This is a genomic window from Mesorhizobium sp. B2-4-6, from assembly GCF_006442775.1.
Classification (GTDB): Bacteria; Pseudomonadota; Alphaproteobacteria; order Rhizobiales; family Rhizobiaceae; genus Mesorhizobium.
On record NZ_VFVI01000005.1, the window covers coordinates 259,612 to 280,036 of the forward strand.

19 protein-coding genes are annotated in these 20,425 nt (G+C 64.1%); 17 read left to right on the forward strand and 2 right to left on the reverse strand.

The window, feature by feature from the left end:
• Window positions 1-131 precede the first annotated feature (131 nt).
• The 5 genes from FJ957_RS16110 to FJ957_RS16130 all read left to right on the forward strand — a co-directional run bounded on the left by FJ957_RS16110 (window position 132) and on the right by FJ957_RS16130 (window position 4,652).
• Complete coding sequence (locus FJ957_RS16110) at window positions 132-1,196, forward strand: glycosyltransferase family 2 protein (RefSeq protein WP_140832938.1); 1,065 nt, start codon at window positions 132-134, stop codon at window positions 1,194-1,196.
• A 198-nt stretch (window positions 1,197-1,394) separates the two neighbouring features.
• Window positions 1,395-1,904, forward strand: coding sequence for a crossover junction endodeoxyribonuclease RuvC (ruvC, locus tag FJ957_RS16115; protein WP_140704551.1), 510 nt, complete (start codon window positions 1,395-1,397; stop codon window positions 1,902-1,904).
• A 10-nt stretch (window positions 1,905-1,914) separates the two neighbouring features.
• Complete coding sequence (gene ruvA / locus FJ957_RS16120; protein ID WP_140654908.1) at window positions 1,915-2,535, forward strand: Holliday junction branch migration protein RuvA; 621 nt, start codon at window positions 1,915-1,917, stop codon at window positions 2,533-2,535.
• Between the two features lie 43 nt (window positions 2,536-2,578).
• The gene (gene ruvB / locus FJ957_RS16125) at window positions 2,579-3,616 is read left to right on the forward strand and encodes a Holliday junction branch migration DNA helicase RuvB (protein WP_140832940.1); all 1,038 of its coding nucleotides are present in this window, start codon (window positions 2,579-2,581) and stop codon (window positions 3,614-3,616) included.
• Window positions 3,617-3,749: 133 nt separating this feature from the next.
• Entirely contained in the window at window positions 3,750-4,652 is a 903-nt protein-coding gene (locus FJ957_RS16130) for a metallophosphoesterase (protein WP_140832942.1), read from the forward strand.
• 17 nt (window positions 4,653-4,669) lie between these two features.
• On the opposite strand, the gene FJ957_RS16135 is transcribed toward FJ957_RS16130, so the two are convergent.
• Window positions 4,670-5,920, reverse strand: coding sequence for a cellulase family glycosylhydrolase (locus FJ957_RS16135; protein ID WP_140832944.1), 1,251 nt, complete (start codon window positions 5,918-5,920; stop codon window positions 4,670-4,672).
• Between the two features lie 130 nt (window positions 5,921-6,050).
• Here FJ957_RS16135 and ybgC point away from each other — a divergent pair, with 130 nt between their 5' ends.
• The 10 genes from ybgC (at window position 6,051) to ftsH (ending at window position 16,227) form a co-directional block, all read left to right on the forward strand.
• Window positions 6,051-6,524: a tol-pal system-associated acyl-CoA thioesterase gene (gene ybgC, locus FJ957_RS16140; RefSeq protein ID WP_140832946.1), complete on the forward strand. Its 474-nt coding sequence runs from the start codon at window positions 6,051-6,053 to the stop codon at window positions 6,522-6,524.
• 308 nt (window positions 6,525-6,832) lie between these two features.
• The gene (gene tolQ / locus FJ957_RS16145) at window positions 6,833-7,543 is read left to right on the forward strand and encodes a protein TolQ (protein WP_140678888.1); all 711 of its coding nucleotides are present in this window, start codon (window positions 6,833-6,835) and stop codon (window positions 7,541-7,543) included.
• Between the two features lie 9 nt (window positions 7,544-7,552).
• On the forward strand, window positions 7,553-8,011 hold the full coding sequence (gene tolR / locus FJ957_RS16150) for a protein TolR (RefSeq protein ID WP_140645854.1): 459 nt from the start codon (window positions 7,553-7,555) through the stop codon (window positions 8,009-8,011).
• Window positions 8,012-8,018: 7 nt separating this feature from the next.
• A complete protein-coding gene (locus tag FJ957_RS16155; protein WP_140832948.1) occupies window positions 8,019-9,173 on the forward strand; it encodes a TonB family protein in 1,155 nt (384 codons plus the stop codon).
• Between the two features lie 66 nt (window positions 9,174-9,239).
• A complete protein-coding gene (tolB, locus tag FJ957_RS16160) occupies window positions 9,240-10,526 on the forward strand; it encodes a Tol-Pal system beta propeller repeat protein TolB (RefSeq protein ID WP_246674347.1) in 1,287 nt (428 codons plus the stop codon).
• Window positions 10,489-10,710 (forward strand): four helix bundle protein, encoded by a 222-nt coding sequence (locus FJ957_RS16165; RefSeq protein ID WP_140832952.1) that lies wholly within the window; start codon window positions 10,489-10,491, stop codon window positions 10,708-10,710. Before tolB ends, FJ957_RS16165 begins: the two co-directional genes overlap by 38 nt.
• Before the next feature lie 233 nt (window positions 10,711-10,943).
• Complete coding sequence (pal, locus tag FJ957_RS16170; RefSeq protein ID WP_126080754.1) at window positions 10,944-11,450, forward strand: peptidoglycan-associated lipoprotein Pal; 507 nt, start codon at window positions 10,944-10,946, stop codon at window positions 11,448-11,450.
• A gap of 210 nt (window positions 11,451-11,660) precedes the next feature.
• Complete coding sequence (gene ybgF / locus FJ957_RS16175; protein WP_140832954.1) at window positions 11,661-12,818, forward strand: tol-pal system protein YbgF; 1,158 nt, start codon at window positions 11,661-11,663, stop codon at window positions 12,816-12,818.
• A complete protein-coding gene (gene tilS / locus FJ957_RS16180) occupies window positions 12,815-14,188 on the forward strand; it encodes a tRNA lysidine(34) synthetase TilS (RefSeq protein WP_140833121.1) in 1,374 nt (457 codons plus the stop codon). Before ybgF ends, tilS begins: the two co-directional genes overlap by 4 nt.
• A gap of 104 nt (window positions 14,189-14,292) precedes the next feature.
• Window positions 14,293-16,227: an ATP-dependent zinc metalloprotease FtsH gene (gene ftsH, locus FJ957_RS16185; RefSeq protein WP_140678899.1), complete on the forward strand. Its 1,935-nt coding sequence runs from the start codon at window positions 14,293-14,295 to the stop codon at window positions 16,225-16,227.
• A gap of 528 nt (window positions 16,228-16,755) precedes the next feature.
• On the opposite strand, the gene FJ957_RS16190 is transcribed toward ftsH, so the two are convergent.
• Window positions 16,756-17,607 (reverse strand): hypothetical protein, encoded by an 852-nt coding sequence (locus tag FJ957_RS16190; protein ID WP_140832956.1) that lies wholly within the window; start codon window positions 17,605-17,607, stop codon window positions 16,756-16,758.
• A gap of 368 nt (window positions 17,608-17,975) precedes the next feature.
• On the opposite strand from FJ957_RS16190, the gene glmM reads away from it, so the two are divergent.
• Both glmM and FJ957_RS16200 read left to right on the forward strand, forming a co-directional pair.
• On the forward strand, window positions 17,976-19,328 hold the full coding sequence (gene glmM, locus FJ957_RS16195; protein WP_140832958.1) for a phosphoglucosamine mutase: 1,353 nt from the start codon (window positions 17,976-17,978) through the stop codon (window positions 19,326-19,328).
• 221 nt (window positions 19,329-19,549) lie between these two features.
• Window positions 19,550-20,392 carry an outer membrane protein gene (locus tag FJ957_RS16200; protein ID WP_140832960.1) on the forward strand — a complete coding sequence of 281 codons (843 nt, stop codon included), beginning with the start codon at window positions 19,550-19,552 and terminating at the stop codon, window positions 20,390-20,392.
• Window positions 20,393-20,425: the final 33 nt, after the last annotated feature.

Genomic DNA, 20,425 nt, shown 5'->3' on the forward strand with positions numbered 1-20,425 from the left:
GAGAAATATCGCCCTTGTCTTGAAGCGATGGGCCTCTAGTTGGAGCCGTTCGCCGCAGCCGGGTCGACCCGAGCCGGTTTTGCAAGAAAATCACCGTCACTGTGACCAAAGCAGATTGCGAGGCTTGATCCGTGCATTCGCCATTGGACCGCATCCCGGTATCGATCATCATCCCCAATTACAACTACGGACAGTTTCTTGGACGCGCCATCGACAGCGCGTTGGAGCAGGACCACCAAAATGTCGAGGTCGTGGTCGTCGACGACGCCTCGACGGACGCGTCGGTGGCCGTCATCGAATCCTACGGCGACAAGATCCGCTCGTGCCTCAGGCGCAGGAATGGCGGACATGCCGCTGCGTTCAATACGGGGTTCGAGGCGAGCACCGGGGAGATCGTTCTTTTCCTCGACGCCGACGATTATCTCTATCCGAACGCCGTCTCCGAGGTCCTGGGCGAGTGGGACGCGGATGTCGCCCAGGCGCAATTCAGATTGCATCTCGTCGATGAGGACCAACATATCAAGGATGTCTTTCCGCCCCCGGAACAGCCGTTCGACTCGGGCGACGTCGTCCCGGAGTTGTTGCGCAAGGGGCGCTACCGTACGACGGTGACGAGCGGGCTGGCGTTCGACCGTGAGGCGCTGGATCCGATAATGCCCGTGCCCGAAAGCGATTTCCGGCAAGGCGCCGATGGCTATCTCGCAACGCTCGCGCCGCTGCACGGGGACGTGAAATCCATCGACACCTGCCTTGGCGCCTACCGCATCCACGGCTCCAACCATTCGGTCTTTGCCGAAAAGCTTGCCGAGCGGGCGCGCTGGCGCGTGGCGCATGACTTCCGGCGCCTTGAAGCCTTGTCCGACCGGGCGGCCGAGATCGGTCTGACCGTACCGCCGGATGCCGGCCTTCGCGATCCGGTTCATCTGGAAGAGCGACTGGCCTCGCTTTGCGTCGACGAGCCCCGGCATCCGGTCACGACCGACTCCCGGCTGGGGCTGGCAAAAGCGGGCGCCGCCGCCAGTCTGGAAATGGACGCATCCTGGCGGCGGCGGGCCGCGCTGGCAGCCTGGTTCCTCTGCATCGGGCTCCTGCCGCGGCGCATGGGAAATGCAGTCCTGGCATGGAAGCTGGTCGCGTCGTCGAGGCCGGCATTTCTCACGCGGCTGTCGAAAACCATCCGTCGTGTGACGAACTAAAGGCTTTGTTTTCATGCATGTCGTTATCGCAAAACCGCTGCGCACTTTTGCGCGACACGCATTAGGTCCGGGATTTCGCGCCTGCCAGCCCGTGAACGCCAGCTTGATGGGATTTCGAATGCGTTCTTAAGATCGCGATTGTTTCTGGTTTGTTCACATTTCGCTGGCATCGCTTGCCGCCACGGCTAGACTTGGCGCATGGGGGAAGCGATTCGCATCATCGGCATCGATCCGGGGCTGAGGCGCACCGGTTGGGGTATTATCGACAGCGTCGGCAATTCGCTGCGCTTCGTCGCGTCCGGCACGGTGAGGTCCGACGAAAAGGAGTCGTTGGCGACAAGGCTCTGCCAGCTGCATGACGGTTTGGCCGAGGTCCTGCACCAAGCCATGCCGCATGAGGCAGCGGTCGAGCAGACTTTCGTCAACAAGGATGCCACGGCGACGCTGAAGCTCGGCCAGGCGCGCGGTATTGCCATGCTGGTGCCGGCGCGTGCCGGGCTGGTGGTCGCCGAATATGCCCCCAATGCCGTCAAGAAGGCGGTTATCGGCGTCGGCCACGGCGAGAAGAAGCAAATCCATATGATGGTCAAGGTGCTGATGCCGAAGGCGATCTTCGATACCGACGATGCTGCCGACGCTTTGGCCATCGCCATCTGCCATGCGCATCACCGCCAAAGCGTCGCCTACCGGATGGCAGCGCTGGCGTGAGGGGACAATCATGATCGGCAAGCTGAAAGGCACGCTGGACGAGATCGACGAGGACTCCTGCCTCGTCGACGTGCACGGCGTAGGCTATGTCGCGCATTGCTCGGCGCGCACGCTGGCGTCGCTGCCATCGCCCGGCGAGGCGGTGGTGCTGTTCATCGAGACCTATGTGCGCGAGGACATGATCCGGCTCTACGGCTTCCAGTCGGCGCTGGAGCGCGAGTGGTTCCGGCTTTTGATGAACAATGTGCAGGGCGTCGGCGCCAAGGTGGCGCTGGCGGTGCTGTCGACGCTGGCGCCGGCCGAACTCGCCAATGCGATCGCGCTGCGCGACATCGCCATGGTTTCCCGCGCCCCCGGCGTCGGCAAGAAAGTGGCGGAACGCATCGTCACCGAATTGCGCACCAAGGCGCCGGCCTATGCGGGCGCGGCCAGCGGCACGATCGGCCTCAAGCAGGAACTCGGCGAAGGTGTCGCGGCGGCACCGATCACCGACGCTGTCTCGGCGCTGGTCAATCTCGGCTATTCGCGCGATATCGCTGCGAACGCGGTCGCGGCAGCGCTGAAATCGGCCGGCGAGGGCGCGGATGCGTCCAAGCTGATCCGCTTCGGCCTTAAGGAACTGGCGCGGTGAGGCGGCGCTTGTTCCATTGTCGGTCCTATGCAAGGAAGGCGGCATGAGCCTTTCGCCCCGCCTCATTGCCCCCGACAAGCGCGGTGAGGATGCCGACCAGACCTTGCGGCCGCAGTCGCTCGACGAGTTCGTCGGCCAAGCGGCGGTGCGCGCCAATCTCAAGGTCTTCATCGATGCCGCCAAGGGCCGCGGCGAGGCGCTCGACCATGTGCTGTTCGTCGGTCCGCCGGGGCTCGGCAAGACGACCCTGGCGCAGATCATGGCGCGCGAGCTCGGCGTCAATTTCCGCTCGACCTCCGGCCCGGTCATCGCCAAGGCCGGCGATCTGGCGGCGCTGCTCACCAATCTCGAGGAGCGCGACGTGCTCTTCATCGACGAGATCCACCGGCTCAATCCGGCGGTCGAGGAAATCCTCTATCCGGCCATGGAGGATTTCCAGCTCGACCTGATCATCGGCGAGGGGCCGGCGGCGCGCTCGGTCAAGATCGACCTTGCCCGTTTCACGCTGGTCGCGGCGACGACCCGGCTTGGGCTCCTGACCAATCCGCTGCGCGATCGTTTCGGCATTCCCGTCCGGCTCAATTTTTATACGGTCGAGGAGTTGGAGCAGATCGTGCGGCGCGGCGCCCGCATCCTGTCGATGCCGCTTGGCGACGATGGCGCGCTGGAGATCGCGCGCCGCGCGCGCGGCACGCCGCGCATCGCCGGCCGGCTACTGCGCCGGGTGCGCGATTTCGCCAGCGTCGCGGGGGACGGCCATGTCGACAGGAAGATCGCCGACGAGGCGCTGACAAGGCTGGAGGTCGACGCGCTCGGCCTCGACGCGCTCGACCGCCGCTATCTGTCGATGATCGCGCGCAATTTCGGCGGCGGACCGGTCGGCATCGAGACGATCGCGGCCGGGCTCTCCGAGCCGCGAGACGCCATCGAGGACATCATCGAGCCCTATCTGATCCAGCAGGGCTTCATCCAGCGCACGCCGCGCGGCCGCGTTCTGACCGCCAATGCCTGGCGCCATCTCGGGCTCGACCCGCCGAAGGATATCGCCCAGCAGCAGATCAGCCTGTTCCAGGAAGAGTAACGCATATTTGTTCGCCGTTTGGCCGCGTAACGGCCCGTCTGTGCAGAATCTGCTCGCCTCCGCCTAGCTGAGGGCGCAATTGCCGCCTTTAAGGCAGCTTCCCGATAGAATCCCAAGGGGCTTGGGCCGATCCATGATCACCAGACGTGGTTTCCTGCGCCTTGTCGGCGGCTCGGCCTTCAGCCTGGTGTCGCTTGGCGCTTATGCCGTCGGTATCGAGCCGATGCTGCTCACCCATGTGAAGCGCTACACGCTGACGCCGCCGCACTGGCCGGCCGGACTCAAGTTGCGTGTCGTGGCGCTGGCCGACATCCACGCCTGCCGGCCCTGGATGACGCCGGAACGGATCGCAGCACTTGCCGAGGAAGCCAATGCGCTGCAGCCGGACGTCATCGTCATGCTTGGCGACTACCCCGCCGGGACCCGGCTGGTGACCGGCTGGGTAAACGCGTCGGAATGGGCGCCCGCGCTGGCAGGGCTCAAGGCGCCGCTCGGCGTGTGGTCTATCCTCGGCAATCACGACTGGTGGGAGGATCGCTCGGCGCAAGCGGCCGGGGCAGGGCCGACCATTTCGCGAAAGGCGCTGGAGGCCGTCGGCATTCCGGTGCTGGAGAACGACGTCGTACGCCTGGAAAAGGACGGGCAGGGCTTCTGGATAGCCGGCCTGGCCGACCAGATCGCCCTGTTGCCGGACAAGGCCAGGGGCCGCAGCGGGCTCACCGGTCTCGACGACCTTCCCGGCACGCTGGCCAAGGTGGGCGACACCGCTCCGATCATCCTGCTTGCGCATGAGCCGGACATTTTTCCGAAAGTGCCCTGGCGGGTTTCGCTCACCTTGTCCGGTCACACGCATGGCGGACAGGTGCGGCTGTTCGGCTATTCGCCGGTGGTGCCTTCCGCCTATGGCAACCGCTACGCTTATGGCCACGTGGTCGAGAACGACCGCAACCTGATTGTCTCCGGTGGACTGGGCTTCAGCATCGCGCCGATACGTTTCGGGGTGCGGCCGGAGATTCTGCAGATCGATCTGGGATAGTCCGCTTTCCGCGCGTTTTACCGAAGCGACCTGATCACGTCCATCACGTCGGGTTCCGCCTTTTCGCCGTCGAAGGCATCGACGATGCCGAAGGCGCCGCCATAGCTCCACACCGACCATGAAAAGCCATGCGCCTCGGCGCGGGCGATCATGTCGCGCACATAGGCCGCGCGGTAGGCGGCCGGCATGACGAAGCCGTTACCGTATTCCTGGCGGATCATGCCGAATTCGCCGAGCGTGATATCCTGCGGCTTGACGCCGTTTGCCTTCGCCCAGGCGTTGACCGTCGCGAACGGCGCATCCATCAGGCCAAGCAGCTTTTCAGGACTGTCCATCGTCGCCGCCTGTTCGTCGAGATAGGCGAGCAGGCCGTTCCGTCGCGGCCAGGGCGCCTCGGCCTTGATCCGGTCGCGGATCGTGTCCAGCGTCATGTCCAACTGCGCCTTCGGAACGGCCGTCAGCGGGTAAGGCAGGCCGGTGACATAGGGGATGAAGTCGCCGGCCCAGCTAGCGCCCTGATGCGTCAGAAGAAACGGATCGTAGGAGTGGAAGGTCCAGATGACGTTGTCATCGGCGATCGTCCCGGGATCGATTTTGGCCAGCGACTCCGCGTTCGAATAGCAGCCGCCGCTCAGCACCAGCGTGAGCCTGGTGGCAGAGGCGCGCGCGGCGGCGAACAAGCGCTTCTGCAGTTCGGGCCAAGGATTGGTGACGCTCGCGTCGCAATCGACCAGCGGCTCGTTCATCAGTTCCAGCGCGACAAGCTTTGGATCCTCCTTGGAGAGCGTCCGCGCCATCTTGCGCACCAGCTCGGTATAGGCATCGAAGACGGCCGGATCGTGCATCACCTCGCTCATGCCGATCTTGCGATTGCCGCCGGCGGGGATCAGATGCAGGTCGACGATCACCTTGAGACCGGCGCGGTTGACCATGCGCGCCGAGTCCAGCACGCTGCCATAGAGGTCGTCGCGAAGGGCCGCGCTCTGGTCCGAAAGAAAGGGCGCGGGATCGACCGGCATGCGTAGGAAGTCGAAGCCTGCATCCTTGAGCGCCTTGAGGTCGTCCTCGTTGAGGAATTTGCGCCACTCCGGATAGGGCAGGATGGCCTGGCGGTCGCCCCATCTGTCCTCGGCCGGCCAGGTCACCCACTGGTCGAGATTGAGGCCGCGTTTCATCGAGAACGTCGCCGCTCCGGCGGGCAATCCCAAAGCGGCAAACGCAAGCAGCGCCGCCATCAAGGTCTTGATCATCGTGCCCAACAATGCCATCCCGTTCCCGCGCGAAAACAGTGCGTGTCGCCCAAAAGTGTGCAGCGGTTTTGGGATAACGATACGCATAGAAAAGTGCCTGAAGTCCGAGGGCTTTAGGTGCCTGTTCGGGCCTGAAAAGGAAAGCGCGATGGACGATCATGGTGAATCGGCGGCGCTGAGCGCCGGGCTTTCCGGCGCGCTGACCGAATTCGGCCATCGGCTGATGGCCCGGGTCTACTATGCCGACACCGATTTCTCCGGCGTCGTCTATCATGCGCGCTATCTCGAATTCCTCGAACGCGGCCGCTCCGACTATCTGCGGCTGACCGGCGTCCATCACACCGAACTCCTGGACGGCAAGCATGGCGAGCGGATCGTCTGGGTGGTGCGGCGCATGGAGATCGACTTCCGTTCGCCGGCGCGCATGGATGATATCCTGACCATCGACACACGCACTGACGACATTTCCGGCGCCCGCATCTTCATGGGCCAGCAATTGAAGCGCGGCGACGATGTGCTGGTCGAGGCCAAGGTCGAAGCGGCGATCGTCGGCGAAAGCGGCCGGCCAAAGCGTTTCCCGAAGGAATGGATCGCGGCTTTCATGCCGAAGGCAAAAGCCTGAAGCTTCCACACATGGTCCCATCCGGAAGGCCTTGACCAGACGGCCCCGGTCTCCGGCCGGACCAGCCACGCGCGGCAATGCGCCGCGGCTTACGTCCTAACCCATCCTTAACCATAACGGTTCATGAAGGAATTGGCGAAGATTGGCGCAATCCGTGCGCCTTCCTTTCACCAATATTTGCCTCGAAAAGGCCGCGAAACGGTGCACTCGGGGCTTATCCCGCAAGCTTCACGCTTCGCGCGATCGGACCAAAGGGATGCCATGGGCCAGCCGCCAGCGATGCCCGGATAATCTTAAGGACTTAAGTCATGGAAAACATCGCACTCGCCGATCCGGCAGCGCATCTATCGATCTGGGCGCTGTTCATGCAGGCCGGCTGGGTGGTCAAGCTGGTCATGATCGGCCTGCTCTGCGCCTCGATCTGGACCTGGGCCATCATCATCGACAAGCTCGTCGCCTATAGCCGGATGAAGTTGGCACTGAACCGCTTCGAGCAGATCTTCTGGTCCGGGCAATCGCTTGAAGAACTCTATCGGACGCTGGCCGACCGCAAGACCACCGGCATGGGCGCGATCTTCGTCGCCGCCATGCGCGAATGGAAGAAGAGTTTCGAAAAGGGCGCGAAATCGGCGCTGGCGCTGCAGACCCGCATCGACAAGGCGATGGACCTGGCGCTGACGCGCGAAATGGAGAAGCTGGAGGGTCGCCTCGGTTTCCTCGCCACCACCGGCTCGGCCGCACCCTTCATCGGGCTGTTCGGCACCGTCATCGGCATCATGACGTCGTTCCAGGCGATCGCCGCCTCGAAGAATACCAGCCTCTCGGTGGTGGCGCCGGGTATCGCCGAGGCTCTGCTGGCGACCGCGATCGGCCTGCTCGCGGCCATTCCCGCGGTCATCGCCTACAACAAGCTGTCATCGGACGCGAACAAACTCGGTGTGCGCATGGAAGGGTTCGCGGACGAGTTCTCCGCCATACTCTCGCGCCAAATCGATGAAAAAGTAGCGCAGAAGACCTGAGGAACGATCATGGGGATGTCTGCAGGCGCAGGTGGCATGGGGCGAGGCGGACGCGGCCATAGGCGGCGTGGCCGTCACCATGCCCTGATATCCGAAATCAACGTCACGCCGATGGTCGACGTGATGCTGGTGTTGTTGATCATCTTCATGGTCGCGGCGCCCCTGCTCACCGTCGGGGTTCCGATCGACCTGCCGGACACGCAGGCCAAGGCGATGAATGTCGACACCCAGCCGATCACCGTTTCGATCGACGCCGCGGGCAAGATTTTCCTTCAGGAGACCGAGATTCCGATCGAGGAACTGGTAGCCAAGCTGCAGGCGATTTCCAAGACCGGCTATGACGAGCGCATCTTCATCCGCGGCGACAAGTCGACCGACTATGGCACGGCGATGAAGGTCATGGCCCGCATTTCGGCGGCCGGCTACAAGAATATCGGCCTGGTCTCGCTGCAGGAACAGGATCAGTAGACGCCAAATGCGGACCGGCCTCACCTCTTCGGTGATATTGCATGCGGTGGCGCTGGCCTTCGGGCTGTTCACGCTGTCGTCGCCGCCGGCCATGCCTGCCAGCGACGTGGAGTCGGTGGCGGTCGACATCGTGCCGATGGAAGCCGTGGCACAGACGCTGCAGGGCGACAAGAAGGCGGTCATGCATGACAAGCCGGCGCCGCTGCCGACCAAGCGTCCCGATGTCGTGCCCGACGCCCAGAAGGTCGGCGAGAACACCGTCGATACCGACAAGCCGGTGACGGACCAAGCCAAGCCCAAGCCGGTCGAGAAGACAGCGGCGCCGCCGCCCGCACCGACGCCGACCGAGAAGCCCGCGGTCGAGGACGTGCCGAAGCCGCAGGAGAAGCCGAAGCCGACCCCGGCGACCGAGGTAGCCCCGACGCCGACGCCGAAGGAAGAAGTCAAGCCCGAGCCGGTCAAGCAGACGGAGCCGAAGCCGACGCCGGCCAAGGAACCGACGCCCGCGCCGCAGCCGGACAAGACCGCGGCCATCCAAAAGGAAGAGGTCAAGCCCGACGCCGTCGCAGAGGCGATCTCGCAGGATCAGCCGACGGAAGAGGCAAAGCTTCCGGATTCGGCGCCGGCGCCGGAAGCGCGGCCGAAGCCGCAGCCGGCCCAGGCCGAGAGCGCCAAGGCGCCGGATCGCAAGGATGCGGAAAAGCCGGTCAAGGAAGCGTCTTCCAGGAAGAAATCAGACGAGAAGCAGTTCAACGCCGACGAGATTACGGCCCTGCTCGATAAGCAGAAGCCGTCCGGCGGCGGCGCCAAGCGCTCGACCCAGCAGGCCTCGCTCGGCGGCGAAAAGGACCAGGGCCAGAAGCTCTCCAAGTCGGAGCAGGGGGCGTTGGAGGATCAACTCGGTGGTTGCTGGACCCTTCCGGTGGGCCTCGAAGGTTCCGAGAACTTCACCGTGGTGATCCGTTTCAACCTGAATGCCTCCGGCAAGCTGGAGGGCCGCCCGACCGTTGAGAAATCCAGCGGCAACCCTCAGTTCGACGCCAGCGCGGTTCGCGCCGTGCAGAAATGCGATGTCGCCGGACTGCAGGTTCCCGCCGGGAAGCAAGACATATGGTCCGACGTTCGCGTCAACTTCGACCCGAGAGCGATGCTCGGTCTTTAGCCTGAGCGTCCGAGAAATCAGCAAGAGAAGCGAGAAGACATGCAATCCATCCTCAAGCCGCTCCTGATGGTCGCCGCGATGGCGATGGGCATAAATGCTGCCGTCACCTTGCCTGCCCGAGCAACCCTCGAGCTCAACGTCAACAAAGGCAATGTCGAGCCGATGCCGATCGCCATCCCTGACTTTCAGGGAGGGCTTGGACCGCAGATATCGGAGATCGTCGCAGCCGACCTGAAGCGGTCAGGACTGTTCGCGCCGATCGACAAGGCCGCCTTTGTCGAAAAGATCACGAATCCGGATGCCCAGCCCCGTTTCGAGGACTGGAAGGTCATCAATGCGCAGGCGCTGGTGACCGGCAGCGTGAGCAAGGAGGCGGATGGCCGCATTCGCGCCCAGTACCGGCTGTGGGATATTTTCGGCAACCAGCAGTTGGCCGGCGAGCAGTTTTTCGCCAACGACGCCAACCAACGCCGTGTCGCGCACATCATAGCCGATGCGATCTATGAGAAGATCACCGGGGAAAAAGGGTATTTCGATACCCGCGTCGTCTTCGTCGATGAATCCGGCGCCAAGAACGCCCGCAAGAAGCGGCTCGCCATCATGGACCAGGACGGCGCCAATGTGCGCTACCTGTCGGACGGCCGCGCGATCGTTCTGACGCCGCGCTTCTCGCCGAACCGGCAGGAAATCACCTACATGTCCTATGAAAGCGGGCAGCCGAAGGTCTATCTGCTGCAGATCGAAACCGGACAGCGCGAGCTGGTGGGCAACTTCCCCGGCATGACGTTCGCGCCGCGCTTTTCGCCCGACGGCCAGAAGGTGATCATGAGCCTGCTGCGCGATGACGGCAATTCCAACATCTTCGCCATGGATCTGAGGAGCCGTTCGACGACGCGGCTCACCGATTCGACCGCGATCGACACTTCTCCTTCCTATTCGCCGGACGGCTCGCAGATCGTCTTCACCTCCGACCGCGGCGGCGGCAGCGGCCGTTCGCAGATTTACGTCATGGGCGCGGACGGCTCCAATCCGCACCGCATCTCCTTCGGCGACGGCGTCTATTCGACGCCCGTCTGGTCGCCGCGCGGCGACCTCATCGCCTTCACCAAGCAGAGCGGCGGCGAATTCCAGATCGGCGTCATGAAGACCGACGGCTCGGGCGAGCGCATCCTGTCCTCCGGCTTCCAGCAGGAGGGTCCGACCTGGGCGCCGAATGGTCGCGTGCTGATGTTCTTCCGCGACACCGCCGGCGGTCCCAAGCTGGTCTCGGTCGATCTCACCGGCCGCAACGAACAGCAGATTCCGACAGCGAACTATGCTTCGGATCCGGCGTGGTCACCGTTGCTGGAGTGAGGGGCGGGGAACTGGAGAACTGAAGAAGCAGGAACGCTACGTTGGACGCGCCAGCGAAGTCGAGACATGGATCTCCTACGCCTTCGACCTCGGGCACATTTCGAAGGCCCAGTTTGACGAGTGGCTGCGATCCTACAACCAGATCTACGGAATGCTGGTGAATCTCAGAGGGTCGCTGAAGTGACCTGTTTCTCCAGTTCTTCAATTCTCCAGTTCCCCAATTCCCTCTTTTTTCATGTTTTGGCCGCATTTCCGCCTAGGGTCCGCGCGCAATGTCGCGCCTTGGAAAGCGTGGGGCCAAGCGGTCGCGGACGGCGGCTCGAAACCAAACATTAACCGTGTTTCTTGAATGCCGGTTAACCCAAACGTGGTTACTGGGTGATCAACGAAATCACTCGAATGCGAAGGAGAGGCGGCATGGGCCGTATCGCAGCACTTACCCGAAACCCGGCCATGATCGCGCTGGTGGCGGCTCTCGCCATTACCGGTTGCGCCTCGAAGAAGACCCCGAACAGCGCGGCCGATCTCGGCCTCAACGGCGCCGGCGCCGCTACGCCGGGTTCCGCGCAGGACTTCACCGTCAACATCGGCGACCGCATCTTCTTCGATACCGATTCCTCGTCGATCCGCGCCGATGCGCAGACCACGCTGGCCCGCCAGGCGCAGTGGCTGAACCAGTACCGCCAGTACGCGATCGTCATCGAAGGCCATGCCGACGAGCGCGGCACGCGTGAGTACAATCTGGCGCTGGGCGCCCGCCGCGCCGCCGCCACGCGCGACTTCCTGGTCTCCAAGGGCGTCTCCGCCGGCCGCTTGAAGACGATCTCTTACGGCAAGGAGCGTCCGGTCGCGGTCTGCGACGACATCTCCTGCTGGTCGCAGAACCGCCGCGCCGTCACCACGCTTTCCGGCGCCGGCTCCTGATCGATTTTCGCCAAGGGCGCCAGGCGTCCCAGGCGACAAAAATACAACATCCCAAAATGAAAGGCGGCCTCGGGGCCGCCTTTTTCATTTGCAACGGCTTGAAACAAAATTTGGCCGAAGTCTCGCGTCCTGCTATGAGCGCGAGGGCGCTTCCTCCCACTGTTTGATTTGGAAAGGCGCATCAGGCCAACACCCACCGCGAGAGACAGAATGCATTTCAGAACGGTCCTGAGCGGCACGCTTGCGCTGCTGCTCGTATCAAGCCTCCCAAGCCTTGCCGCCTCGGCCGACAGTGCCGGGCGGGCCTCCGACAGCGGGTTCACCTTCCATCTGCCGACGCTCGGCATCTTCGGCGACAAGAAGAAGCCGGAACAGGCGCAGGTCGCGCAGCAGGATGGCAGCGCTGGCATGACTGGCCTGGAGGACCAGCTTCGCCAGATGAACGGCAAGATCGAGGAGCTCAATTTCCAGATCCTGCAGATGCAGGAACAGATGCGCAAGCAGCAGGAAGACAATGAGTTCCGTTTCCAGCAGCTCGAGGGCGGTTCGCAAGGAGGCACCAAGCCGGCCGGGCAGAAGAAATCGGAAGCCGCGCCCCAGGACGGGGACAGCAACACCAATCTCGGCGATGCCGGCACCGGTCAATCCGGCACCGGCGACGCCGGAACCGACAACAGCGTCGCCCAGGCTCCGGCGACGCGGGCGCCGGCCGACACCGGCGCGCAAAACGGCGGCAAAAGCGTTGGCGACGTCATCGTGGAATCGCAGACCGGCGATCCCGGCAAGCTGATCACCGGCGCGCCGCCAAAGAATTTCGGCACCATCACCGTCGACAAGAACGGCAATGTCGTCAATGCCGAGACCGGTTCGCAGCCCGGCGCGCCGGCGGAAGCCCCGGCGGCCACCGCAAGCGCTCCCTCCGCCGAGACGCCGGCCAAGAAGAACAAGGCCGGCGACACGCAAGTTGCCGCTCTGCCGTCGACCAACGATCCCGACGAGCTCTACCGCAACTCCTACCAGTTCATCCTGTCGGGCGATTACCCGACCGCCGAGCAGGGTTTTCGCGATCATATTTCGCGCTTCCCCAAGGACGCCAAGGCGGCGGATGCGCATTACTGGCTGGGCGAGTCGCTGCTCGGCCAGCAGAAATACCGTGACGCGGCCGAGATATTCCTCGCCGCCAGCAAGGAATACCCGAAGGCCAAGAAGGCGCCCGACATGCTGCTCAAGCTCGGCGTTTCGCTGGTCGGCCTGAAGCAGAACGACGTGGCCTGCGCCACCTTCAGCGAGATCGGCAAGCGCTATCCCGACGTTTCCGGCGCGCTCAAGGAACGCATCAAGCAGGAAAAGGCGCTGGCGGCGTGCTGACGCCCGATACCAAAACTCACCTTTCAGACCACCTTTTCTCCGACCTAGACTTTTCGACCGGCGCCGTTGCAGCCGTGTCCGGCGGCAGCGACTCGACCGCCCTGCTTATTCTCCTCAAGGATTACTTCGATCGGACCGCATCGGGCGCCAGGCTGCTCGCGGTGACCGTCGATCATGGCCTAAGGCCAGGCTCGGCCGTCGAGGCGCGGCAGGTTGCCCGTTTCTGCGCCGAGCGCGGCATCGCGCATCGCATTCTTCCCTGGCGCGGCGACAAGCCCGCGACCGGTCTGCCGGCCGCCGCGCGCGAGGCGCGCTACAGGCTGCTTGCCGAAGCGGCCGGCGCCGAAGGCATCAAGCTGATCCTGACCGGCCATACCGCCGACGACCAGGCCGAGACGGTGCTGATGCGGCAGGCGCGCGACGACGAAGGCCGGGGCCTCGCCGGCATGGCGCCCGCCACGCTGCACGACTGGCGGACATGGATCGTCCGGCCGCTGCTAGGCACCAGGCGCGCGGTGTTGCGCGCCATGCTGCGGGCTCGCGACATCGGCTGGATCGAGGACCCTACCAATGTCGATGTCCGGTTCGAGCGGCCGCGCGTGCGGGCAAAGCTCGGGCAGGGTGATGGCGAACGGCGGATCGCGGAAGCGTTGGCACGGTCGCAGCAGGCGTCGCTCGAGCGCCACGACATCGGCCGCCGCGCCGCCGTGCTCATCGACGCATTTGCCGACAGGCCGGTTCCGGGTCTCATCCGCCTCGACCGCGAGTTTACCGAGCATGAGGATGGCCAAGCCGCCATCTATGCGCTGCGCATCCTTTTGGCCGCTGTCGGCGGCATGGCGTTCCTCGCCGACGAGGCGCGCTGCGCCGCGCTGCTTTCCCGCCTGCGGTCGGCTCCGCTTTGCGCCACATTGTCGCGGACGATGGTCGACGCCCGCCGAACCGGCATTTTCCTGCGCCGCGAGAACCGCAACCTGCCCGCTGTCGTGTCGCCGTCGAATAACCAGCTTTGGGACAACCGGCGACGCATCACTTTGAAAGACGGGCCGGGCAGCTTGGTGATCGCGCCGCTGGGGTCCGCCGCTGCCAGGAAAGTGCCTTTGAGCGAGGATATCCCACCAAGCCTTTCGCGCGCTGCGCTTGCCGCGGAGCCCGCGCTATGGTCCGGAGACGAACGCCTTGATTTCACTGGCGGCGATGCCGGCCCGCGGGCGATCTCGATGGTCCCAGTGGTAGCCCCTTTCGCCCGCTTCCTGCCATCCTTCGATCTCGCGCCCGCCGCCGCCGCCGCCGCCCTTGTCGACGCGCTGCCGCCGCCGGCGCCGCCATTGCACGGCCATGATGGCGGCCGAGGGTGGGCGAAAGCTTAACCGATACGTGCTGTTCTGCTTGGCAAGGGGAGGCGCTCTCCCTATGTTAGGCCCAGCTTCTCCATCATCGCGGGTCCGTACGCGGGACCCCAACGGGACAATAGATGAATCCGAATTATCGCAACCTCGCGCTCTGGGCGATCATAGCGGTCCTGCTCATCGCCCTGTTCAATCTTTTCCAGACGCCCCAGACGCGCGGTGCCACGACGGATATCGCCTATTCGCAGTTCCTGCAGGATGTCGCGTCCGGCCGGGTCAAGAGCGTGACCATCGCCGGTGCCCGCATCCTCGGCAACTACACGGACAACGCCAATGGCTTCCAGACCTACTCGCCCGGCGACCCGTCGCTGGTCTCCAGGCTGCAGGACAAGAACGTTACCATCACCGCCAAGCCCGAAACCGACGGCTCCAATTCGCTGTTCGGCTATCTGATCTCGTGGCTGCCGATGATCCTGATCCTCGGCGTATGGATATTCTTCATGCGGCAGATGCAATCAGGCTCCGGCCGCGCCATGGGCTTCGGCAAGTCGAAGGCCAAGCTTTTGACCGAGGCGCATGGCCGCGTCACCTTCCAGGACGTCGCCGGCGTCGACGAGGCCAAGGAGGATCTCGAAGAGATCGTCGAATTCCTGCGCGATCCGCAGAAATTCCAGCGCCTCGGCGGCAAGATCCCGCGCGGCGTGCTCCTGGTCGGCCCGCCCGGCACCGGCAAGACGCTGCTCGCCCGCTCCGTCGCCGGCGAAGCCAACGTGCCGTTCTTCACCATTTCCGGCTCGGACTTCGTCGAGATGTTCGTCGGCGTCGGCGCATCCCGTGTGCGCGACATGTTCGACCAGGCCAAGAAGAACGCGCCCTGCATCATCTTCATCGACGAAATCGATGCCGTTGGCCGCCATCGCGGCGCCGGCCTCGGCGGCGGCAATGACGAGCGCGAGCAGACGCTGAATCAGCTGCTGGTCGAGATGGACGGTTTCGAATCCAACGAAAGCATCATCCTTATCGCCGCCACCAACCGGCCCGACGTGCTCGACCCGGCGCTGCTGAGGCCCGGCCGTTTCGACCGCCAGGTCGTGGTGCCGAACCCCGACATCGTCGGACGCGAGAAGATCCTCAAGGTGCATGTCCGCAACGTGCCGCTGGCGCCCAATGTCGACCTCAAGGTGGTTGCGCGCGGCACGCCGGGCTTTTCCGGCGCCGATCTGATGAACCTCGTCAACGAATCCGCGCTGATGGCGGCGCGCCGCAACAAGCGGCTCGTCACCATGGCCGAGTTCGAGGACGCCAAGGACAAGATCATGATGGGCGCCGAGCGCCGCTCGTCGGCCATGACGCAGGCCGAGAAGGAGCTCACCGCCTATCACGAGGCTGGCCACGCGATCCTGGCGCTCAACGTGCCGTCCGCCGATCCGCTGCACAAGGCGACGATCATCCCGCGCGGCCGCGCGCTCGGCATGGTCATGCAGTTGCCGGAAGGCGACCGCTATTCGATGAGCTACAAATACATGGTCTCGCGGCTCGCCATCATGATGGGCGGCCGCGTCGCCGAGGAGTTCAAGTTCGGCAAGGAGAACATCACCTCCGGCGCCTCCTCCGACATCGAGCAGGCGACCAAGCTGGCACGCGCCATGGTCACGCGCTGGGGCTTCTCCGACAAGCTCGGCCACGTCGCCTATGGCGACAACCAGGAAGAGGTCTTCCTCGGCCACTCGGTGGCGCGCACGCAGAACATCTCGGAAGAGACCGCCCAGATCATCGACGCCGAGGTGCGCCGGCTGATCGACGACGCCTATTCGACCGCGAAGACTATCCTGACCAAGAAGAAGAAGGAATGGATCGCGCTCGCCGAAGGGCTGCTCGAATACGAGACGCTGTCGGGCGACGAGATCAAGCAGCTGATCGCCGGCAACAAGCCCGCCCGCGACCTCGGCGACGACACCCCGCCCAGCCGCGGCTCGGCCGTGCCGAAGGCCGGCACCGGCGGCCGCCGCAAGAAGGGCCCCGAGCCTGAAGGCGGCATGGAACCGCAGCCGCAGGGCTGAGGTTCGGTAGACGATACAAACATACGCCGCGGATCAAACCGCGGCGTTTTCGTTTTGGGAGCGCCAAAGGTTTAGCCGGCGCGGCTGGTGATTGGCGAAATCCGGCTCGACAGCCAATCTCCCATCCCTTGTGGGGGAGATGCCCGGCAGGGCAGAGAGGGGCGCTGTCCCGGCGCCCTCTTCGTCATCCTCGGGTCCGACCGCATCGAAGCAAAATTCTCAGCCGCTGCAACGCCTTAAAGCGCGTCACACCGCTGCACACTTTTGCGCGACACGCATTAGCGTCACGGCATGGATTCCAGGGTCTGCGCGCTTCGCTCCGCTTCTTGCTTCGCCCTGGAATGAACGACCCCGCCAAGTAGCGATCCTTCGCCCCTCTGCCGGACATCTCCCCCACAAAGGGGGAGATTGGAAGCGTAGCCGACGGCGAGCCTCCTTGTAACGTGGGTATGACCTTTGTGAGCCACCCAACAAAAAAGCCCGCGCATCTTGCGATGCGCGGGCCTTTCTCTGGAAGAGACTAAGCGATCAGCTCTTCAGCTTGGCATTGCACAGGCTGTAGAAGCCGCCGCCCTTCTGGATCCACTTCAGGCCGTTCAGCGTGTTGGCATCCTTGTTGGCGTAGTACTGCTCGAGGCAGGTGTGCATGCGGCCCTTGGCCGGGGTCTCGGTGGCGAATTTCGGCGAAATCGCCTTCGGGAAGCTGACGCCCTTCGGCGCAGCGACGGACGGCTTCGCCGGCTCGTTGGTGTAGGTGGCTTCCGTCGGAGCCGGCACGGTGTCGTCATCGTCGGCGCCGGCGCCGCACTCGGCCTTGCGGAAGTCGTTCCACTTCATGCCCTTGAGCGTATTCGCCGTTTTCGCAGCCTGGTACTTGGTGCTGCATTCGGCCATGCTCAGGCCCTTGCCGCCGTCGGCAGCCGCGGTCGAGGTCTTGGCGGGCGCGGTTGCCGCCGCGGCGGTTGCGCCCGGGCCGCACTCGGCCTTGCGGAAGTCGTTCCACTTCATGCCGTTCAGCGTGCCGGCGGATTTCGCAGCCTGGTATTTGGCGCTGCATTCCTTGGAACTCAGGCCCTTGGCGGCGTCGTCGGTAGCGGCGGCGGCCGCCTTCGTCGTCTTGGCGGGCTTGGTGTCGGCGGCCTTCGTATCGGTCGCCGCCTTGGCGCCTGTCGCCGCCTTGGTGTCGGTGGCGGCGGAAGCGTCGCTACCGCACTGCGCCTTGCGGTACTGGTTCCAGGTCTGGCCAGCGAGCGTTCCCGCATCCTTGGCCGCGTTATACTTGGTGCTGCACTCGGCCATGGTCAGCGCGTTGGCCGGCGCCGCCAGGAACAAGGTTGCGACGGCGATACCCGTCAAAGCTGCAAGTCTATGAATAAGCATGGCGTTTTCTCCCTTGCTGCCGCCAATAAGTGTCCCTATGCCAAATCAATAACGCTCAATGTCCGGTTGCGCCAGATGCTTCCGGCATGGGCACCGTCACAAAGTGTGTTGCTCCCGATAAGGTGATGAATTGCTTGCCGGTCCGCCACCAGACAAGCTTTGCCGGTGGATGGGGCGCCGAAGAGCCTCGCACGGGCAGGTGTAGCGCCGCCAAGTCAAAGGTGGTGATAGGCTGCCGAATCACTTGCGCCGCCCGCGACAATGTTTTTCTAAGGATTGGTAATATATAATCACGAAATTTGATGATCGGATGCGGCCCAATTGTGGCAATACGGGCGGCTGAAAAACCGACGGGGACTGTAAGGCACATGGCAGGTCAGTATTTCGGCACCGACGGTATCCGCGGACGCGCCAACAAATTTCCGATGACGGCCGAGGTCGCCATGCGCGTCGGCATGGCCGCCGGGCTCTCCTTCCAGCGCGGCAATCATCGTCACCGCGTCGTGCTCGGCAAGGACACGCGGCTTTCCGGCTACATGATCGAGAACGCGATGGTGGCGGGCCTGTGCGCCGCCGGCATGGACGTCTTCCTGCTCGGTCCCATACCGACGCCCGCGGTCGCGATGCTGGTGCGCTCGCTGCGCGCCGACATCGGGGTGATGATCTCGGCCTCGCACAACCCTTATTTCGACAACGGCATCAAGCTCTTCGGTCCCGACGGCTACAAGCTCTCCGACGAGATCGAGGAGCGCATCGAAGGCATGCTCGACAAGGACATCGAGCTGGCGCTCGCCGATTCCGACGGGCTCGGCCGAGCCAAGCGCGTCGACGGCGTGCATGACCGCTATATCGAATTCGCCAAGCGCACGCTGCCGCGCTCGATGTCGCTTTCGGGGCTGAGGATCGTCGTCGACTGCGCGAACGGCGCAGCCTACAAGGTGGCGCCCGAGGCGCTGTGGGAACTCGGCGCCGAGGTGGTGGCGATCAATGTCGAGCCGAACGGCTTCAACATCAACAAGGAATGCGGCTCGACCCACCCGGCCGGCCTGCAGAAGAAGGTGCACGAGGTGCGCGCCGACATCGGCATCGCGCTCGACGGCGACGCCGACCGCGTCGTCATCGTCGACGAGAACGGCGCGATCGTCGACGGCGACCAGATCATGGCGCTGATCGCCGAATCCTGGCACCAGAGCGGAAGGCTGGCCGGCGGCGGCGTCGTCTCCACCGTGATGTCCAATCTCGGCCTGGAGCGCTTCCTCGGCGACATGAAGCTGCAGCTGCACCGGACCAAGGTCGGCGACCGCTACGTGGTCGAGCATATGCGCGCGCACGGCTTGAATGTCGGCGGCGAGCAGTCCGGCCACATCGTGCTTTCCGATTTCTCGACCACCGGCGACGGCCTCGTCTCGGCGCTGCAGGTGCTGGCCTGCATCAAGCGGCAGAACCGCCCGGTCAGCGAACTGTCGAAGAAGTTCGAGCCGGTGCCGCAGCTCCTGAAGAATGTCCGCATCTCGGGCGGCAAGCCGCTGGAGGAAGCGCCGGTCAAGGCGGCGATCGAGGAAGGGCGCAACCGGCTCGGCACGTCCGGCCGCCTCGTCATCCGGCCCTCGGGCACCGAGCCGCTCATCCGCGTCATGGCCGAGGGCGACGATCCGCAGCTGGTCGAAGCGGTCGTCAACGACATTGTCGGCATCCTGCAGGAAACCCGCAGCGCCGCCTGAAGCCGGCCGCCGGGGTCTCACATGGTCTTCAAGCCCGCCGCCAGGCGGGCTTTTTCGTCGCCGGGTGGAGCCATCCGGACAACGGCGTTCCCTTTAAAATTGTATAGATTCGTGGTTAATCGGTACGGTTAAACGGCTTTTAACCTTTCCAATTCATTATCCATACCCGAGGTCAATCATCTTCGGGCGATGTCGTCCCGAGGCTTCTCAGGGGTGACAGAATGTTCAAGACAGCAAGAATGGCATTGCTTGCCGCGCTGTTCGCGGGGATAGCCGGACCGCTCTTCGCGGCCGACCTCCCCGAACCGCAAATCGAAGAGGCGCCGCCGCCGGTCGTGGAAGCCCAGCCCGTCGATGTCGGCGGCTGGTACATCCGCGGCGACCTCGACTATCACTGGTCGCGCTTCGGTGGCGCCGACTACATCACCTACGGTCCGCCGCCCGGCTCGAACAGCTTTGACAGTGGCAAGCTGAAGGGCGCCTTCTCTGCCGGCGCTGGTGTCGGTTATCAGGTCAACCAGTACTTCCGCACCGATCTGACCGCCGACTGGCTGAGCAAATCCAATTTCAATGGATCGACGATCGGAACCTGCGGCGGTGGCGTTGCCTGTATCTCGACCGACACTTCGTCTTATTCGGCGCTCCTGCTGCTGGCCAACGCCTATGTCGATATCGGCACATGGCACGGTGTCACTCCTTATGTCGGCGCTGGTATCGGCGGTGCCTGGATGAAATGGGACACGCTGCACAACAGCGATGACGACGGTGACTTCTTCCATCGTGGCGGCAAGGGCTGGCGCTTTGCCTACGCCCTCATGGCCGGCGCTTCGTACTGCCTGACGGACCACGTGAAGCTGGATGTCGGCTATCGCTACAGCCATATCAATGGCGGCCGGATGTTCGAATATGCGGCGGGTGCCGGCGGAACCACCGGTGCCGGTCCAGGTTTCGACCGTGGCATCAACGTGCATGAAGTTCGCGGTGGCCTCCGCTACCAGTTCGGCCAGTCCGACTGCGCTCCGCCGCCAGAGCCCTACCAGCCGGAACCGATCTACACCAAGTAATCGTCTTCATTATCCCGAAATTCGTCAGCCGCC

Coding starts and splice junctions, on each gene's coding strand:
- ruvC (WP_140704551.1), top strand. CDS start 1,395: ATGGGGGAAGCGATTCGCATCATCGGCATCGATCCGGGGCTGAGGCGC.
- ruvA (WP_140654908.1), top strand. CDS start 1,915: ATGATCGGCAAGCTGAAAGGCACGCTGGACGAGATCGACGAGGACTCC.
- ruvB (WP_140832940.1), top strand. CDS start 2,579: ATGAGCCTTTCGCCCCGCCTCATTGCCCCCGACAAGCGCGGTGAGGAT.
- FJ957_RS16130 (WP_140832942.1), top strand. CDS start 3,750: ATGATCACCAGACGTGGTTTCCTGCGCCTTGTCGGCGGCTCGGCCTTC.
- FJ957_RS16135 (WP_140832944.1), bottom strand. CDS start 5,920: ATGGCATTGTTGGGCACGATGATCAAGACCTTGATGGCGGCGCTGCTT.
- ybgC (WP_140832946.1), top strand. CDS start 6,051: ATGGACGATCATGGTGAATCGGCGGCGCTGAGCGCCGGGCTTTCCGGC.
- tolQ (WP_140678888.1), top strand. CDS start 6,833: ATGGAAAACATCGCACTCGCCGATCCGGCAGCGCATCTATCGATCTGG.
- tolR (WP_140645854.1), top strand. CDS start 7,553: ATGGGGATGTCTGCAGGCGCAGGTGGCATGGGGCGAGGCGGACGCGGC.
- FJ957_RS16155 (WP_140832948.1), top strand. CDS start 8,019: ATGCGGACCGGCCTCACCTCTTCGGTGATATTGCATGCGGTGGCGCTG.
- tolB (WP_246674347.1), top strand. CDS start 9,240: ATGGTCGCCGCGATGGCGATGGGCATAAATGCTGCCGTCACCTTGCCT.
- FJ957_RS16165 (WP_140832952.1), top strand. CDS start 10,489: ATGCTTCGGATCCGGCGTGGTCACCGTTGCTGGAGTGAGGGGCGGGGA.
- pal (WP_126080754.1), top strand. CDS start 10,944: ATGGGCCGTATCGCAGCACTTACCCGAAACCCGGCCATGATCGCGCTG.
- ybgF (WP_140832954.1), top strand. CDS start 11,661: ATGCATTTCAGAACGGTCCTGAGCGGCACGCTTGCGCTGCTGCTCGTA.
- ftsH (WP_140678899.1), top strand. CDS start 14,293: ATGAATCCGAATTATCGCAACCTCGCGCTCTGGGCGATCATAGCGGTC.
- FJ957_RS16190 (WP_140832956.1), bottom strand. CDS start 17,607: ATGCTTATTCATAGACTTGCAGCTTTGACGGGTATCGCCGTCGCAACC.
- glmM (WP_140832958.1), top strand. CDS start 17,976: ATGGCAGGTCAGTATTTCGGCACCGACGGTATCCGCGGACGCGCCAAC.
- FJ957_RS16200 (WP_140832960.1), top strand. CDS start 19,550: ATGTTCAAGACAGCAAGAATGGCATTGCTTGCCGCGCTGTTCGCGGGG.